The 17,090-nt window shown below is 70.3% G+C and carries 13 protein-coding genes; 10 read left to right on the top strand and 3 right to left on the bottom strand.

Translation table 11 applies throughout. From position 1 onward, the window contains the following. The first annotated feature begins 102 nt into the window (after positions 1-102). A complete protein-coding gene (metK, locus tag ACFXJL_RS24215; RefSeq protein WP_329015836.1) occupies positions 103-1,323 on the top strand; it encodes a methionine adenosyltransferase in 1,221 nt (406 codons plus the stop codon). Between the two features lie 176 nt (positions 1,324-1,499). Beyond that, complete coding sequence (locus ACFXJL_RS24220) at positions 1,500-3,644, top strand: primosomal protein N' (protein WP_384695540.1); 2,145 nt, start codon at positions 1,500-1,502, stop codon at positions 3,642-3,644. A 92-nt stretch (positions 3,645-3,736) separates the two neighbouring features. Here the strand turns inward: ACFXJL_RS24220 and ACFXJL_RS24225 are convergent, their stop codons facing one another. Next, positions 3,737-4,267 carry a hypothetical protein gene (locus ACFXJL_RS24225; RefSeq protein WP_384695543.1) on the bottom strand — a complete coding sequence of 177 codons (531 nt, stop codon included), beginning with the start codon at positions 4,265-4,267 and terminating at the stop codon, positions 3,737-3,739. Between the two features lie 236 nt (positions 4,268-4,503). On the opposite strand from ACFXJL_RS24225, the gene fmt reads away from it, so the two are divergent. The 6 genes from fmt to ACFXJL_RS24255 all read left to right on the top strand — a co-directional run bounded on the left by fmt (position 4,504) and on the right by ACFXJL_RS24255 (position 12,095). After that, positions 4,504-5,460, top strand: a complete 957-nt coding sequence (fmt, locus tag ACFXJL_RS24230; RefSeq protein WP_358879185.1) for a methionyl-tRNA formyltransferase — start codon at positions 4,504-4,506, stop codon at positions 5,458-5,460. Positions 5,461-5,613: 153 nt separating this feature from the next. Beyond that, entirely contained in the window at positions 5,614-7,059 is a 1,446-nt protein-coding gene (locus ACFXJL_RS24235; protein ID WP_358879184.1) for a transcription antitermination factor NusB, read from the top strand. 390 nt (positions 7,060-7,449) lie between these two features. After that, positions 7,450-8,136, top strand: a complete 687-nt coding sequence (gene rpe / locus ACFXJL_RS24240; RefSeq protein ID WP_384695546.1) for a ribulose-phosphate 3-epimerase — start codon at positions 7,450-7,452, stop codon at positions 8,134-8,136. A 163-nt stretch (positions 8,137-8,299) separates the two neighbouring features. Continuing rightward, a complete protein-coding gene (locus ACFXJL_RS24245; RefSeq protein WP_358879182.1) occupies positions 8,300-9,340 on the top strand; it encodes a sugar-binding domain-containing protein in 1,041 nt (346 codons plus the stop codon). A 279-nt stretch (positions 9,341-9,619) separates the two neighbouring features. Then, on the top strand, positions 9,620-11,062 hold the full coding sequence (locus ACFXJL_RS24250) for a GuaB1 family IMP dehydrogenase-related protein (RefSeq protein WP_384695549.1): 1,443 nt from the start codon (positions 9,620-9,622) through the stop codon (positions 11,060-11,062). A gap of 160 nt (positions 11,063-11,222) precedes the next feature. Then, positions 11,223-12,095, top strand: a complete 873-nt coding sequence (locus ACFXJL_RS24255) for an RNA polymerase sigma factor SigF (RefSeq protein ID WP_384695552.1) — start codon at positions 11,223-11,225, stop codon at positions 12,093-12,095. 60 nt (positions 12,096-12,155) lie between these two features. Here ACFXJL_RS24255 and ACFXJL_RS24260 read toward each other — a convergent pair whose 3' ends face one another. Beyond that, positions 12,156-13,241: a GDSL-type esterase/lipase family protein gene (locus ACFXJL_RS24260; RefSeq protein WP_384695555.1), complete on the bottom strand. Its 1,086-nt coding sequence runs from the start codon at positions 13,239-13,241 to the stop codon at positions 12,156-12,158. Positions 13,242-13,531: 290 nt separating this feature from the next. Between ACFXJL_RS24260 and ACFXJL_RS24265 the strand changes: the two genes are divergently transcribed. Together ACFXJL_RS24265 and ACFXJL_RS24270 are read left to right on the top strand one after the other, a co-directional pair. Then, positions 13,532-13,987, top strand: coding sequence for an Lrp/AsnC family transcriptional regulator (locus ACFXJL_RS24265; protein ID WP_329015812.1), 456 nt, complete (start codon positions 13,532-13,534; stop codon positions 13,985-13,987). 536 nt (positions 13,988-14,523) lie between these two features. Continuing rightward, positions 14,524-16,215, top strand: coding sequence for an NAD(P)/FAD-dependent oxidoreductase (locus ACFXJL_RS24270; protein ID WP_358879178.1), 1,692 nt, complete (start codon positions 14,524-14,526; stop codon positions 16,213-16,215). A gap of 70 nt (positions 16,216-16,285) precedes the next feature. Here ACFXJL_RS24270 and ACFXJL_RS24275 read toward each other — a convergent pair whose 3' ends face one another. Continuing rightward, positions 16,286-17,059 carry a DUF5995 family protein gene (locus ACFXJL_RS24275; RefSeq protein WP_358879177.1) on the bottom strand — a complete coding sequence of 258 codons (774 nt, stop codon included), beginning with the start codon at positions 17,057-17,059 and terminating at the stop codon, positions 16,286-16,288. Positions 17,060-17,090: the final 31 nt, after the last annotated feature.

Consider the following 17,090-nt stretch of genomic DNA (forward strand, 5'->3'; position numbering starts at 1 on the left):
GCGGAGGGTCACGGATAAACTGGTCATGGAACGTCGCGGGGCGCAGCCCCCTGCCGGTCCGCCAATGATCAGCCAGCAGCCGCTGCAACCCCAGGGAGCGATGTGTCCCGCCGTCTCTTCACTTCGGAGTCTGTGACCGAAGGTCACCCCGATAAGATCGCCGATCAGATCAGCGACACCATTCTCGACGCCCTGCTGACGGAGGACCCGGCTTCTCGCGTCGCCGTCGAGACTCTGATCACCACCGGCCTGGTGCACGTCGCCGGCGAGGTGACCACCAAGGCGTACGCCGACATTCCCACGCTCGTGCGCAACAAGATCCTGGACATCGGCTACGACTCGTCCAAGAAGGGGTTCGACGGCGCTTCCTGCGGCGTTTCGGTCTCCATCGGTGCGCAGTCGCCCGACATCGCCCAGGGTGTCGACACCGCCTATGAGAAGCGCGTGCAGGGTGCCTCGACGGATGCCGGGGACGACCTCGACAAGCAGGGCGCGGGCGACCAGGGCCTGATGTTCGGGTACGCCTGCGACGAGACGCCCGAATTGATGCCGCTGCCGATCCACCTCGCGCACCGGCTTTCGCGCCGGCTGTCCGAGGTCCGCAAGAACGGCACCATCCCCTACCTGCGTCCGGACGGCAAGACCCAGGTCACCATCGAGTACGACGGTGACAAGGCGGTCCGTCTCGACACGGTGGTCGTGTCCTCCCAGCACGCCTCGGACATCGACCTGGACTCCCTGCTGGCACCTGACATCCGCGAGTTCGTGGTGGAGCACGTGCTCAAGCAGCTCGTCGAGGACGGCATCAAGCTGGACACCGACGGCTACCGCCTGTTGGTCAACCCGACCGGTCGCTTCGAGATCGGCGGCCCGATGGGCGACGCCGGTCTGACCGGCCGCAAGATCATCATCGACACCTACGGCGGCATGGCCCGCCACGGCGGTGGGGCCTTCTCGGGCAAGGACCCCTCCAAGGTGGACCGCTCGGCTGCCTACGCCACCCGGTGGGTCGCCAAGAACGTCGTCGCCGCCGGTCTTGCCGCGCGCTGCGAGGTCCAGGTGGCGTACGCCATCGGCAAGGCCGAGCCGGTCGGTCTGTTCGTGGAGACCTTCGGCACGGCCACGGTGGAGGTCGACAAGATCGAGCGGGCCATCAGCGAGGTCTTCGACCTGAGGCCCGCCGCGATCATCCGCGATCTGGACCTGCTCCGTCCGATCTACGCCCAGACCGCCGCCTACGGCCACTTCGGTCGTGAGCTGCCCGACTTCACCTGGGAGCGCACCGACCGTGTGGACGCCCTGCGCACGGCCGCTGGCCTCTAGAGCCTTGCTCTAGGCCGGCTTCTCGTTCCACGGCACGACCCGAAGTCCCGGTCGCCCCCTCTCGGGGTGGCCGGGACTTCGGCCGTGTACGGGGCCCTGGAGTGCCAAGACGTAGTGGTGGGGGAGGCAATCGCGCAGTGGTCACGGTGTCAGTGGGGTCTGGTAGGAATTTGGTTGTGAGCAGCGATCATGAGCAGCCCGAGGAGCCCGCCGCCGGCGGGCCGGAGCAGCTTGCGCTGATCAGGGAGACCGTCCGCAAGGCGCAGGTCCCCAAGGCCAAGCCGCGGACCTGGCGCGGCGCGGCGCTCGCCAAGGAGCTGCCGGTGGCGCGGGTGCTGGTGAACAAGGGCGTGCTCCACCTCGACCAGTTCTTCGACTACGCGGTGCCGGAGGAACTCGACGCGGAAGCCCTCCCCGGCGTGCGGGTTCGGGTGCGGTTCGGGGCCGGAGGGCATCGGGTGCGGGACGGCCGCCGCGAGGGCGGGGGCATGATCGACGGCTTCATCGTCGAGCGCCGGGCCGACACCGACTACGGAGGGGCGCTCGCGGCCCTCGCCTATGTCGTGTCCCCGGAGCCCGTGCTCAGCCCGGGCATGCTCGCCCTCGCGCGGGCGGTCGCCGACCGGTACGCGGGCTCCCTCGCCGATGTGCTCCAGCTCGCGATCCCCCCGAGGAACGGGCGCGCCGAGTCGAAGCCGTCCCCCGAGCCGCTGCCCGTTCCCGAGCCCCCGGGCATCGGCACCTGGGAGCGCTACGCCAGGGGGGCGGCCTTCCTCACCGCGTTGGCGGACGGCGGCGCCCCGCGCGCCGTGTGGACGGCGCTGCCCGGCCCGCACTGGCCCGATGAGTTGGCGCGCGCCGTCGCCGCCACCCTGGCGTCCGGCCGGGGGGCGCTCGTGGTGGTGCCTGACGGACGCCGGGCCGCACGGCTCGATGCGGCGCTCACGGCGCTGCTCGGCGAAGGCCATCACGCGGTGCTCACGGCCGAGTCCGGGCCCGAGAAGCGCTATCGGCAGTGGCTGGCCGTCCGCCGCGGCTCGGTGCGGGCCGTGGTGGGGACCAGGGCGGCGATGTTCGCTCCCGTCCAGCGTCTTGGTCTGGTCGCCGTGTGGGACGACGGCGACGCCAGCCTCAGCGATGAGCACGCTCCGTTTCCCCATGTCCGGGAGGTGCTGGAGCTGCGCGCCGGCCAGGAGTCGTGCGCCTTCCTGCTGGGCGGCACCAGTTGCACGGTGGAAGCCGCGCAGCTGGTCGAGAGCGGCTGGGCCCTTCCGCTGACCGCCACCCGGGACCAGGTGCGTCTGGCGGCGCCCCTGGTCCGTACGGTCGGCGATGCGGAGTTGGCGCGCGACGAAGCCGCCCGGTCGGCTCGGCTGCCGAGCCTTGCCTGGCGGGCCGTGCGGGACGGATTGGCGATCGGGCCGGTGCTGGTGCAGGTGCCGAGACGAGGCTATGTGCCGGCGTTGGCGTGTGAGCGCTGTCGGGTCACCGCGCGCTGTGCACACTGCGCGGGCCCGCTGGAGGCCCCCGACGACCGGGACGTGTCGTGCCGTTGGTGCGGGCGTGACGCCGGGGCCTGGCACTGCACCGAGTGCGGTGGGACACGACTGCGTGCACGGGTCGTCGGTGCGCGACGGACGGCCGAGGAGCTGGGCCGGGCCTTCCCGGCCGTTCCGGTGCGCACGTCCGGACGAGACCATGTGCTGGACGCCGTTTCGGGCCGGCCCGCGCTGGTGGTGAGCACACCGGGTGCGGAGCCTGTCGCCGAAGGGGGCTATGCGGCGGCACTCCTGCTCGACGGCTGGGCGATGCTGTCGCGGCCCGACCTCCGCGCCGGTGAGGATGCCCTGCGGCGGTGGATCGATGCGGCTTCCCTGGTGCGGAGCCAGAGCGAGGGGGGCACGGTCGTCGTCATGGGCGAGCCTTCCCTACGACCTGTGCAGGCCCTGGTGCGCTGGGATCCGGTGGGCCATGCCCAGCGGGAGCTGGCGGAGCGCGCGGAGCTGGGATTCCCCCCGGTGTCGCGGATGGCGGCGGTCGCGGGCCGGGCGGAGACGGTCGAGGACTTCCTCACGACCGTCGAGCTGCCGTCCGACGCCGAGGTGCTCGGTCCGGTTTCGTTGCCTTCGCCTCCGCCGGGGAGGCCCCGCAGACCGGGGGAGCCACCGATCGGGGAGTCCTGGGTGCGGGCGCTGTTGCGGGTGCCGCCCGGCAGTGGCGCAGCGCTTGCGGCGGCGGTGAAGTCGGCCCAGGCCAGGAGGTTGGCCCGCGGTGGCACGGACCAGGTGCGGATCAGGATCGATCCCCTGGATATCGGTTAGCGGACGGGGGGAACTGGTCGACGGGGGCCGGCGAGCCCAGCACACCGCTGCCCCGCCCCGGGCAGTCGGGACGGGGCAGCGAGTGGACCGGGTCAACCGTTGCGGGGGCCGGGGAAGGCGTTGGGGCGGATCTCCTCCCGGAAGGACTGGCTGCTGACCGTCGGCTGCGGCGGCATCGCCCGCGCGGCGGGTACGGCGGGCAGGGCAGGACTCGGCAGCGTACGGGTGGCGGTCGGCTCCACCGGCAGTTCATCGCTCCCGCCGGGCTGCTGGGCGGCTCGGCGGGCGCCGTAGCGTCGGTGGACCGCCTGCTTGGTCACTCCGAGTGCCGATCCGACCGCGTCCCAAGAGAATCCCAGCGAACGGTCGAAGTCCACGGCGGCCGTCACCAGCGTCTCAACGCTGTCGCGCAGTTCCTGCGCCAGCCGGACCGTCGGTGCGGGGGCTCTGCCGTAGACGACGAAGCCGGTGGAGGGACCCGAGCGCCGCGGGCGGTAGACGTTGCCCAGCTGCGCGGTCAGCGTGCGCAATGCGTCCACCTGCCTGCGGACCCGCTCGATGTCCCGTACCAAGAGGTGCAAACTCGCCCGGGCCTGGGCGTCGTGGGTTGCGTGGTCGGCCATTGGGAAGCCTCTCGAACCGGCGTTGAAAGGGGCCGGGCCGCGTCCCGGCGGCCCGCTTCGGTCAATCTCTCTTGACCAACGCTCCACCCGCCGATGTGGTCACGCTGCGGGGGCGTATCCGCATACGCCGAGGGCGCGCGAGCTCCCGTACGCCCCCTGTCGGCATCCCCCATAGACTGGTGCGCCGCTCGTGATCAGCTCACCGTAGGCATCAGCTTGAGAGGCAGTCAGCACCGATGAAGCTCGTCTTCGCAGGTACCCCAGAGGTCGCCGTGCCCGCCCTGGACGCCCTGATCGCCTCCGACCGGCATGAGGTGGCGGCGGTCATCACCCGGCCGGACGCCCCGGCCGGACGGGGTCGGCACCTGGTGGCCAGCCCTGTTGCCCAGCGGGCGGAGGAAGCCGGCATCGAGGTGCTCAAGCCCGTCAAACCGCGTGACGAGGACTTCCTGGCCCGGCTGCGGGAGATCGCACCGGACTGCTGCCCGGTGGTGGCCTACGGCGCCCTGCTGCCCCGGGTCGCCCTCGACGTGCCCGCTCGGGGCTGGGTCAACCTTCACTTCTCGCTGTTGCCCGCCTGGCGCGGCGCCGCACCCGTCCAGCACGCGGTGCTCGCGGGGGACGAGATGACGGGCGCCGCCACCTTCCAGATCGAGGAGGGCCTGGACTCCGGGCCCGTCTACGGGGTGATCACCGAGGCGATCAGGCCCACCGACACCAGTGGTGATCTGCTCACCCGTCTCGCGTTCGCGGGCGCCGGTCTGCTGGCGGCGACCATGGACGGCATCGAGGACGGCACCCTGCACGCCGTGCCGCAGCCCGCCGAAGGGGTGTCACTCGCGCCGAAGCTCGGTGTGGAGGACGCCCGGGTGGACTGGAGTGCCCCGGCCCTGCGCGTCGACCGGGTCGTACGCGGTTGTACGCCCGCCCCGGGGGCCTGGACCGAGTTCCGCGGCGAGCGGCTGAAGCTGATCTCCGTGGGGCTCCTCGTCGACCGTACCGATCTGAGCCCTGGCGAACTGTCCGTCGGCAAGAACCATGTCCACGTCGGCACCGGCTCGCACGCCGTGGAGTTGGGGTGGGTCCAGCCGCAGGGCAAGAAGCCGATGCGGGCGGCGGACTGGGCGCGTGGGGTGCGGATCGCGGCGGGTGAGCGCGTGGGCGTGGCCGAGGCGGACAGCGCGAAGCCCTGACCCATCCCTGATCAGCCGGTCGGGCACGGGAGCGCCGGGCGGAGGCGGCGGTGGGCCCATGGCTGCGCGGGGCCTCGGGTTCGCCACGCCGTGCCCTGTTCGAACCAAGGACTACGCTGGAGGGCTGAGACCCATTTCGACAGCGGAGCACCTTTGAACCAGCAGGCACGCCCCAAGGGGCCCGGCCGCCCCCACAAGCCCTACCGCCGTCCCCAGCGGGATCCCGTGCGGATCCTCGCCTTCGAGGCCCTGCGTGCCGTGGACGAACGCGACGCCTACGCCAACCTCGTTCTCCCGCCCCTGTTGCGCAAGGCCCGTGAGAAGGGGGACTTCGACACCCGGGACGCGGCGCTCGCCACGGAGCTGGTCTACGGCACGCTGCGCCGCCAGGGCACGTACGACGCCGTCATCGCGGCCTGCATCGACCGCCCGCTGCGCGAGGTGGACCCACCGGTGCTCGACGTCCTGTCCCTGGGCGCGCACCAACTGCTCGGGACCCGTATCCCCACCCACGCCGCCGTCTCCGCCAGTGTGGAGTTGGCCAGGGTAGTGCTGGGCGACGGTCGGGCCAAGTTCGTGAACGCGGTGCTGCGCAAGATCTCCCGGTCCGATCTGGACACCTGGTTGGAACAGGTCGCTCCGCCCTATGACGACGATGCCGAGGAGCACCTCGCTGTGGTGCACTCGCATCCGCGGTGGGTCGTGTCCGCCCTCTGGGACGCGCTGGGCGGCGGTCGCGCGGGGATCGAGGACCTGTTGGAGGCCGACAATGAGCGGCCCGAGGTCACCCTCGTGGCCCGGCCCGGCCGTGCCACGTCCGATGAACTGCTGAACGTGCTGGGCGAGGAATCGGCCCTGCCGGGCCGTTGGTCGCCCTTTGCGGTCCGCATGGCCGAGGGCGGCGAGCCGGGCGTCATCGACGCGGTGCGCGAAGGCCGGGCCGGTGTTCAGGACGAGGGCAGCCAACTCGTCGCCATCGCCCTGGCCAACGCGCCGTTGGAGGGCCAGGACACCCGCTGGCTGGACGGCTGCGCCGGCCCCGGAGGCAAGGCCGCCCTGCTGGCGGCGCTTGCCGCCCAGCGCGGGGCGTCCCTGCTCGCGTCGGAGAAGCAGCCCCACCGTGCCCGCCTGGTCGCGCAGGCGCTGGCGGGGAACCCGGGCCCGTACCAGGTCATTGCCGCGGACGGGACCCGTCCGCCCTGGTCGCCCGGCACCTTCGACCGGGTGCTCGTCGATGTTCCGTGCTCCGGTCTCGGAGCGCTGCGCCGTCGACCCGAAGCGCGCTGGCGACGGCGGCCCGAGGACCTGGACGGCTTCGCTCCGCTCCAGCGCTCGCTGCTGCGTGAGGCGTTGAGCGCGGTCCGTGTCGGAGGGATCGTCGGGTACGCCACGTGCTCGCCGCACCTCGCCGAGACCCGGGTGGTCGTCGCCGATGTGCTGCGGGGCCGTGGGGGTGCGCCGGTCGAGGCGGAGTGGGTGGACGCCCGGCCGCTGATGCCCGGCGTACCGGCACTCGGGGAAGGGCCGGACGTACAGCTCTGGCCGCATCTCCACGGTACCGACGCCATGTATCTGGCCCTGCTCAGACGCACTGCCTGACCGGGCCCGGCCGGGGGCGTCCGTCGTATCCGTCGACGCGGTGGCGCCAGAGGTGCTGCGACTCGGTGGTGAGTGCGCCCGGGCCGCGGCCCTCGGCCGGGGGTGCTGTTTCGCCTTCGGGTCGGTGGAAGTGCTGCCCGGCTGTCGACCACGGTTGTGGGGCTCGGTCCGCAACCGTGGCTCCGAGGGCGAACGGAGCGCATGCGACCGCACCCGGGTCACTGCGTGATGGGCGGGCACATCGCTGCGGTACGCCCTCGCCGCAAGGGGAAAAGCCGCAAGGGGAAAAGTGGTGGAATGCGCGTACTGCACTAATTTTGGACTGCATTGGTCTGTACCGGAACTCCCGCGGGGGCGGGCAAGCGCCGTCGAGCATGGCAGGCTTGGGCCATGGCCGCACAGATCAATCCGAGCATTCTCTCCGCAGACTTCGCCCGCCTCGCGGATGAGGCCAAGGCTGTCGAAGGCGCCGACTGGCTCCACGTCGACGTCATGGACAACCACTTCGTGCCCAATCTGACGCTGGGCGTCCCGATCGTGGAATCCCTCAGCCGGGCGACGGACACCCCGCTGGACTGCCATCTGATGATCGCCGACCCCGACCGCTGGGCACCGCAGTACGTCGAAGCGGGGGCCGGTTCCGTCACCTTCCATGTGGAGGCGGCGGCTGCTCCGGTGCGGCTGGCCCGTGAGATCCGGGCCAAGGGCGCACGCGCTTCGATGGCGCTCAAGCCGGCCACCCCCATCGAGCCCTACGAGGACCTCCTGCCGGAGCTCGACATGCTGTTGATCATGACGGTGGAGCCCGGTTTCGGCGGACAGGCGTTCCTCGACATCATGCTGCCGAAGATCCGTCGTACCCGGGAGCTGATCGGCAAGCACGGCCTTGAGCTGTGGCTCCAGGTGGACGGCGGGGTGTCGGACGCCACGATCGAGCAGTGCGCCGAGGCGGGTGCGGACGTGTTCGTCGCCGGGTCCGCGGTCTACGGTGCGGATGACCCCGCCGAAGCGGTGCGCGCGCTGCGCGCCAAGGCTGAAGGCACCATCGCCACCGCGGGCTGGGCCTGCCACCGCTGAGCCGGTGCGCGCGCCGGAATGAACCGGAGTGAACCGAAGTGACACCGCACCGGTCGCGCAACCGAAACCGTGCAGTTACGGCCATTGAGCCAGAAGCAAATGAACTCAGCCCATCAGGGCTGATCAACAACCGTCGGATCTGACAGGATTACAGGTCCGAAGTGTGAACAGCAGTGAGGAGATCGCGGTGTCTGCTAGGTCGGCGGGACGGTCTGCCCTGCGGATGGGACCCGCGGAGCTGGTACAGGCGGCGGCCATGGCCCGCCGCTTCTACCTGGAGGGCAAGTCCAAGATCCAGATCGCCGAGGAGTTCGGCGTCAGCCGCTTCAAGGTGGCACGCGTACTGGAGACCGCGTTGGAGCGCGATCTCGTACGCATCGAGATTCGTGTTCCGGCAGAGCTGGACGCCGAGCGCTCGGACGCGCTCCGCGCCCACTTCGGGTTGCGGCACGCGGTCGTCGTCGAGTCGCCCGCCGAGGCCGAGGAGTCGCCGGACCCCGAGAACCTCGGCGAAGTCGCCGCGGACCTGCTGGGCGAACTGGTGGCCGAGGGCGATGTGCTGGGCCTGGCCTGGGGTCGGTCCACCATCCACATGGCCGCCGCCCTCCATCGACTGCCCCCTTGTACGGTCGTCCAGCTCACGGGTGTCTACGACGCGGGAACGGCCGAGCGCGGTTCGGTGGAGGCCGTCAGACGCGCGGCACAGGTATCGGGCGGCGACGCCCATCCGATCTACGCGCCCATGCTGCTCCCCGATGCGGCCACGGCCGCGGCGCTGCGCAACCAGACGGGGATCGCCCGCGCCTTCGAGTACTTCGACAAGGTGACCGTGGCCGCCGTCTCCATCGGTTCCTGGGAGCGGGGCATCTCCACCGTCCACGACATGCTCAGCGACGAGGAGCGCGCCCGGTACGCCTCGTACGGTGTGGCCGCCGAGATGTCGGCACACCTCTTCGACCGCGACGGTCGCAGGGTGGGGCGTGATCTGGGGGAGCGGTGCATCACGGTGGAGGCGGACCGGCTGCGCCGGATCCCCGAGGTCGTGGCGATCGCCGGAGGTGCGCGCAAGGCCGATGCGATCGCCGCCGTCCTCCGCTCGGGCCTGGTCACCAGCTTGGTGACCGACACCGCTGCGGCGGATCACCTGCTGGCGAGCCCGGCCGGTCCCCGCCCCGCCCTGGACCGCGTCGACCCCGACAGCTGACCGCGCCGGGCATCGCTTCCGGCCCCGATCGGGCCGGAAGCCCGCCCGCCGCGGTGTCTGCTTCCGTGCTGCACGGACGGTCATGACTCGACTTCGCCCGGTATTGACCGTACCGCCCCGCAGGGCCTCGCCCTTTGGAGGATGCGCTTGCGGCGACCCCCATGAGCTGGAGCTTTCTCCCAGAGCGGGAAATCCACCGCCCGTGGGACAATGAAGTACGTGCGTTTCCCCGGCTGATGTGCCCGGGGGTCAACTCCAATCGACTGGGATGTCCAGCACGTGCGTTTCCTCAATGATCTCAAGCCTCCGTACGACCTGACCTACGACGATGTCTTCATGGTGCCGAGTCGATCGGCCGTCGGTTCCCGTCAGGCGGTGGACCTCTCGTCCCCCGACGGCACCGGTACGACCATCCCCCTGGTGGTCGCCAACATGACCGCGATCGCCGGCCGCCGGATGGCGGAGACCCTGGCCCGCCGCGGTGGGCTCGTCGTCATCCCGCAGGACATTCCGATCGAGGTCGTCACCGACGTCATCTCCTGGGTCAAGACCCGGCACCATGTCCTCGACACCCCGATCGTGCTCGCGCCCCACCAGACCGTCGCGGACGCGCTGGCCCTGCTGCCCAAGCGGGCCCACGACGCCGGAGTGGTCGTCGACGAGGACCAGCGTCCGATCGGTGTGGTCACGGACGCGGACCTCACCGGAGTCGACCGCTTCACCCAGCTCAGCGAGGTCATGTCCAAGGACCTTCTGCTCCTGGACGTGAACATCGACCCGCGCGACGCCTTCAACAAGCTGGACCACGCCAACCGGCGCTACGCCCCCGCGGTGGATGCGGACGGTCGCCTCGCCGGCATCCTCACCCGCAAGGGCGCCCTCCGCGCCACCCTCTACACCCCGGCCGTCGACGCCCAGGGCAGATTGCGCATCGCCGCCGCCGTCGGCATCAACGGCGATGTGGCGGGCAAGGCCAAGCAGCTGCTCGACGCGGGTGTGGACACCCTGGTCGTCGACACCGCGCACGGCCACCAGGAATCCATGATCGCCGCGATCAAGGCGGTCCGCGGACTCGACCCGCAGGTTCCCATCGTCGCCGGGAACATCGTCGCGGCCGAGGGGGTCCGCGATCTGATCGAGGCGGGCGCCGACATCATCAAGGTCGGTGTGGGCCCCGGCGCCATGTGCACCACGCGCATGATGACCGGCGTGGGCCGGCCGCAGTTCTCGGCCGTCCTGGAGTGCGCGGCCGAGGCGAAGAAGTACGGCAAGCACGTATGGGCCGACGGCGGTATCAGGCATCCCCGTGATGTGGCCATGGCACTGGCCGCGGGAGCCTCCAACGTGATGGTGGGTTCCTGGTTCGCCGGTACCTACGAGTCCCCGGGAGACCTCCAGCAGTCTGCCGACGGGCGGTACTACAAGGAGTCCTTCGGTATGGCGTCCGCCCGCGCCGTGCGCAACCGCACGAGCGAGGAGTCTTCGTACGACCGGGCCCGCAAGGCGCTCTTCGAGGAGGGCATCTCCACCTCGCGGATGTTCCTGGACCCGACCCGTCCGGGGGTGGAGGACCTCGTCGACTCGATCATCGCCGGCGTCCGCTCCTCGTGCACCTACGCGGGGGCGGGATCGTTGGAGGAGTTCGCCCAGAAGGCCATCGTCGGTGTTCAGAGCGCCGCGGGATACGCGGAGGGCAAGCCGCTCCACGCCAGCTGGACCTGACCACCGAGTAAGCACTTCGATGTGACTGCGGCCCCGGGCTTCCCGGGGCCGCAGTCATGACCGCGCGGACCTCTTCGAACTTCCTTGAACTTTCTTGGCATGGGGTGATTGGACCGGGGTATACGCGCCCTGCACTGACCACGGAGCAGGGGAGGACTAAGTGTCCATGGCGAGCACGGTCGCGACCGAACTCACACAGCCCGGCACATGGTGCCCGAGCACTGAGCTGAGCCTTCCGGAGGTGACCAACCCCGGGGAGGTCGCCCCGAAGGACGCGCGTGAGATCTCCAGGATCTTCTTCGTGCGCCTCGCCTCGCTCGAAGAGGGCACTCGGGACCACCAGTACGTCCGCAACACGCTGATCGAGCTGAACCTCGCGCTCGTCAAGTACTCGGCCGGTCGCTTCCGCAACCGGGCCGAGCAGATGGAAGACATCATCCAGGTCGGCACCATCGGTCTGATCAAGGCGATCGACCGTTTCGAGCTGAGCCGTGAGGTGGAGTTCGCCACCTTCGCGGTCCCCTACATCGTGGGGGAGATCAAGCGGTTCTTCCGCGACACGAGCTGGGCGGTCCACGTACCGCGCAGGCTCCAGGAGCTTCGCATCGACCTGGCGAAGGCCACCGACGATCTGTCGCAGCGTCTGGACCGCTCCCCGACCATGGCGGAGCTCGCCGAGTACCTCGGGATCGACGAGCAGGAAGTCATCGAGGGGGTCGTCGCGAGCAACGGCTACACCGCCGGCTCCATCGACATCCCCATGGACGACTCGTCGGACAGTGCGGCGACGCCCCTGTCCGATCGGCTCGGCGCCCCGGACGCGGATCTGGAGATCGCCGAGAACGTCCAGGCGCTCAAGCCCCTCATCGAGGAGCTGGACGAGCGGGACCGTCGGATCCTCCAGATGCGCTTCGGTGACGAGATGACCCAGTCGGAGATCGGCGCCGAGCTCGGCGTCTCCCAGATGCATGTGTCCCGGTTGCTGAACCGGATCACCACCAAGCTCCGCGAGGGGCTGCTCGTCGTGGAGTGAAGCCCGCCCGCCGAGGCCCGTTGCGGGCCTCGGCGGGATCGAGAACGAAATACCTAGTGGTCACCGTGCCTGGATGCCCTGCGGATGCAAGGACCGCAGGGCATCGGCGACTGCCGACGCAAGAGCCGCATGTCCCTCGTCATCGGGATGCACTCCATCGGTCAACTGCTGCGGGCCCAGCACCTCGCGCCCGGCAAGCAGGGCGAGATGACGATCCCCCTGCTCGGCACCCGGGAGACCTTCGAGGTTCCGCGGTCCGGCCGCACCCCCGTCACCCCCCGCCCGTCCCGATGCGCCGTCGATCCGATCGCGTACCGCCTGCTCCAGGGCCGTGCGCAGTTGCGCGAACGTGGCACCGAGTCGATTCCGGGCGTTCTCAGCGGCAGGTCGAAGCACGGGAGAGACCACGAGCAGAGGTGTACGCGGATGCCCCTGTCGTACGACGGCGAGGAACGTCCGCACGGTCTCGTACAGCTGCGCCGGTGAGTACGGCACCTGTGACCAGCAGTTGGTGCCGAAGGCGAGGGTGATGGCATCCGCTGACAGCGTCGACAACTGCTCCGCGATCGCGGGTTCGCCATGAGCCGAGCCCGCGTATCCCAGATTGACCGTATCCAGCCCCAGCAGCCGACCCGCTCGTGCGGGCCAGGAGTGGGCCGGGCGGGTGGACCACCAACCCTCGGTGATCGAGTCCCCGTGAACCAGCCAGCGCGGCTGCTCCGGTGGGGGAGCGAGGGAGCCACCGATGGCGCGCACGCCCAGCACCAGCGGAGAGCGGGCCTCGGGCGGATGCACGATCCACCGGTCCGAACCCTCCGACAGGTCCTTCGGCAGCGACAGCGTGACAATCCCTTCCTCCGTGGGTTCCACGAGCGTCTCGCCCACCAGCCCGGTCCGCTGCCAGAGGGCGAAGCAGTCGGGCAGCCGAGCGGTCGAACCTCCGGCATCGGGCGAACTGCGGTAGTGGATCTCGACCGCACGGGCGCCGTCGGTGGCGAACTCCAGTCGCACCCCGATCGGCAGCTCCGCCCGAACAGCCGTGTGCCAGGGCAATCGGCCCAGATCGGCGGGGTCGGCGCGCACCGGGCGCCCCTGGTCGCGCCAGGCCACCCCACGGAGGAAGGGCTGGGGATCGAGCCAGGTCATGGTGCGCCTCCCGGGGCGAGCGGGGTGGTGGTGGGCGAAGGGCGGTCAGTTTCGATCATGAACCACGTCGGCCTGCGGTGGGTGGCTTTCCCCACCGCCTACCCCCGCCACCGGGCAGGACGCCGGGCAGAGCGGCTCCGGACGCGGTTGCCCTGTGGGGCCGCCGCGGGGAGGAGTTGATGATCGTCGGACACCGGGACCGGGATGTCCGAGTGGGCCCGGTGGCGTGTTCTACTGCGATGACGGCAACCGCCGCCCGGCCGGCCCAGTAGAGAAGTGATCCACCCGCAGTGCGACTCAACGACCTCGACGAACGCATCGTCCACGCTCTCGCGGAGGACGCCCGTCGCTCCTATGCCGACATCGGTTCGATGGTGGGGTTGTCCGCCCCCGCGGTGAAGCGACGCGTGGACCGGCTGCGTGCGGTCGGCGCGATCACCGGATTCACCGTACGGGTCGACCCGGCGGCGCTCGGCTGGGAGACCGAGGGGTACATCGAGCTCTACTGCCGCAGCAACACCTCGCCCGAGGCCATCGAACGGGGTCTCAAGCGCTACCCCGAGGTGGCGTCGGCGTCGACCGTGACCGGGGAGGCGGACGCGATCGTCCAGGTCTTCGCCTCCGACATGCGGCACTTCGAACGGGTTCTGGAGCGGATCGCGGGCGAGCCCTTCGTGGAGCGCACCAAGTCGGTTCTGGTGCTCTCACCGCTCCTGCGGCGATTCTCCTCGGGCACTCCCGGCTGAGCGGACCCGTCCGGCCAGCAGTCAGGGCGCTCCGCCGTGGACCCCGGGGCTCCCGTGTCACCGGCCGCCGACCGGCCCCGGCCGAGGTGGTGGGGCCCGCCCACGACCGCAGCTGAGCAGCGATGCCCCCTCCTGAACGCCCCGGACAGCCAGGCACGCAACGAATCGCCGGATCCCGCCCGCAATGCGCAATGGATCGCCCATCTGCGCGCAACGGACGCGCCTTGTCCCGGCACAAGTGCGGACCGTACCGTCGTAATCGTTCCTTCTCGCCCCGGCGCCGGTCCGCGCCACCCCCCTACTCCGCCCGAGGTCAGCCGTGTCCCCACCGCGAATCCTCGGGCACCGGGTCGGCCCGCGGTGTGAAGGGCCATAGCGCCAAGAGCAGGATGATCTGCCCGGGACGGACGGATCACCGCGAGCCCCACGGGCCCGCGATCCCCGCCCTCTGGACACCGCAGCCCCGACCGGACCCACCCCGTACCCCGCGGGGGCGGGCCCACCCCGTACCGCAGTTCGCAAGGAGTCCGCACCCCATGACGTCCACGGTGCCCACCGCCGTCCAGCACACCGACGCGCAGCCGCCGATCACCATGTTCGGCCCGGACTTCCCATACGCGTACGACGACTTCCTGGCCCACCCCGCCGGGCTCGGACAGATCCCGGCCACCGAGCACGGCACCGAGGTCGCCGTGATCGGCGGCGGACTCTCCGGGCTCGTCGCCGCGTACGAACTGATGAAGATGGGGCTGCGCCCGGTCGTCTACGAGGCGGACCAGATCGGGGGCCGGCTGCGCACGGTCGGGTTCGACGGCTGTGACCCCGAGCTGAGCGCCGAGATGGGCGCGATGCGCTTCCCGCCGTCGTCCACCGCGCTCCAGCACTACATCGATCTGGTCGGGCTGACGACCAGGCCCTTCCCCAACCCACTGGCCCCGAGCACGCCGTCGACCGTCGTCGACCTCAAGGGCGCCTCCCACTACGCCGAGACGATCGACGACCTGCCGCAGGTCTACCGCGATGTGATGGACGCCTGGAACGCCACTCTGGAGGAGGGCGCCGACTTCACCGACATGAACCGTGCCATGCGCGAGCGCGATGTCCCGCGCATTCGCGAGATCTGGGCACGGCTCGTGGAGAAGCTCGACAACCAGACCTTCTATGGCTTCCTCTGCGCTTCCGAGTCCTTCGCCTCCTTCCGCCACCGGGAGATCTTCGGGCAGGTCGGATTCGGTACGGGCGGTTGGGACACCGACTTCCCCAACTCGATCCTGGAGATCCTCCGCGTCGTCTACTCGGAGGCCGACGACCACCACCGCGGGATCGTCGAAGGCAGTCAGCAGCTCCCGCTGCGGCTGTGGGAACGCGAACCGGTGAAGATCACCCATTGGGCGCCGGGCACCTCGCTCGCCTCCCTGCACGAGGGGTCTCCGAGACCGGCCGTCACCCGGCTGCATCGCACGGCGGGTCACCGGATCACCGTCACGGACGCCTCGGGCGACATCCGTACCTACCGGGCCGCGGTCTTCACCGCGCAGTCCTGGATGCTCCTCTCCAAGATCACCTGCGATGACGCGCTCTTCCCCATCGACCACTGGACCGCGATCGAGCGCACCCACTACATGGAGTCGTCGAAGCTGTTCGTCCCGGTCGACCGGCCCTTCTGGCTGGACAAGGACGAGACCACCGGACGCGACACCATGTCGATGACGCTGACCGACCGGATGACGCGCGGTACCTATCTGCTGGACAACGGCCCGGACAAGCCTGCGGTCATCTGCCTCTCCTACACCTGGTGCGACGACAGCCTCAAATGGTTGCCGCTCTCGGCGAACGAGCGGATGGAGGTCATGCTCAAGTCGCTCGGCGAGATCTATCCCAAGGTCGACATCCGCCGTCACATCATCGGCAACCCGGTGACGGTCTCCTGGGAGAACGAGCCGTACTTCATGGGCGCGTTCAAGGCGAACCTGCCCGGTCACTACCGCTACCAGCGCCGGCTGTTCACCCACTTCATGCAGGACTCGCTCCCCGAGGACCAGCGGGGCATCTTCCTGGCCGGCGATGACATCTCCTGGACCGCGGGCTGGGCGGAGGGCGCGGTGCAGACCGCGCTGAACGCCGTCTGGGGCGTGATGCACCACTTCGGCGGCGAGAGTGACCCGACGAATCCGGGGCCGGGCGATGTGTACGACGAGATCGCCCCGGTGGAACTGCCGGAGGACTGACGGGCGGGTGGCGCGCGGCGCCGCTGGGTTGGGAGACCATCAGCGGCCCGCGGCGGCCCTGGGGAGGTGGCTAACGCCACGGGGTGAGCAGACAGCGTCCGACGAGCCCCACGCCGGCATCCAGCCGCTCGTCGAACTCCCGCGACAGCTCCGGGAGATTCCGTACGCCCCACAGGAGTCTGGCGGCTGACCACGCTCCCTCCCTAGCGCGGTCCAGGCTCCACGCCCCCACCAGATGGGTCAGCGGATCGGCGATCTCCAGCAGGTCCGGGCCGGGCATGAGGTCGTCCCGGATGCGTTCCTCCATCAGGGTGAGGACGTCGCCGACCCGATCGAAGTCGGGCTCGATGTCGGATGGTTCGCACCCCAGAACGCGACAGCTGTCGAGGACGGCGAACGCCAGGTCGTAGCCGATGTGGGCATTGATCCCGGCCAGTGCGAACTGCGTCGGGCGAATGCCGGGATGCCGTCGGTACTGGAACAGCGGGCGCCAACAGGCGGGTGGTCGACCACCCGCGCCGGCGAGGTCCACGGCCGTCAGATAGCGCCGGGCGAAGATCACGTCGAGGGTGGTGGCCGCCCTGCGGTCCGGGAACTCGCCCGCCGCGATCCGCCGTGCGATCTCTTCCGTGACGAGGAGGTAGATCCGGTTGAAGACGGCCACACCGTCGCGTGCGGGCCAGTGGGAATCCAGGGTCCGCATCCGGTGGATCACGTCCTCCAGCGCGGAGTGGTTCGCAGCTTCCGGGGGGATCGTGCCCGATGCATCCGATGCGGCCGGGGGCGGCGGCCCCGGTTGGCAGGACATGACCGGTGCTGCCGCGAGTTGTTCCCTGTGCGCCATGGCAGCAGGGTCCCAGCCGCCGGGTGGCACG

This window comes from Streptomyces sp. NPDC059256 (assembly GCF_042753785.1).
Lineage (GTDB): Bacteria > Actinomycetota > Actinomycetes > Streptomycetales > Streptomycetaceae > Streptomyces.

Excerpts from the sequence above, each read along its gene's own strand:
- ACFXJL_RS24275 (WP_358879177.1), bottom strand. The coding sequence starts at position 17,059 with ATGGCGCACAGGGAACAACTCGCGGCAGCACCGGTCATGTCCTGCCAA.
- ACFXJL_RS24260 (WP_384695555.1), bottom strand. The coding sequence starts at position 13,241 with ATGACCTGGCTCGATCCCCAGCCCTTCCTCCGTGGGGTGGCCTGGCGC.
- rpe (WP_384695546.1), top strand. The coding sequence starts at position 7,450 with ATGGCCGCACAGATCAATCCGAGCATTCTCTCCGCAGACTTCGCCCGC.
- ACFXJL_RS24270 (WP_358879178.1), top strand. The coding sequence starts at position 14,524 with ATGACGTCCACGGTGCCCACCGCCGTCCAGCACACCGACGCGCAGCCG.
- fmt (WP_358879185.1), top strand. The coding sequence starts at position 4,504 with ATGAAGCTCGTCTTCGCAGGTACCCCAGAGGTCGCCGTGCCCGCCCTG.
- ACFXJL_RS24225 (WP_384695543.1), bottom strand. The coding sequence starts at position 4,267 with ATGGCCGACCACGCAACCCACGACGCCCAGGCCCGGGCGAGTTTGCAC.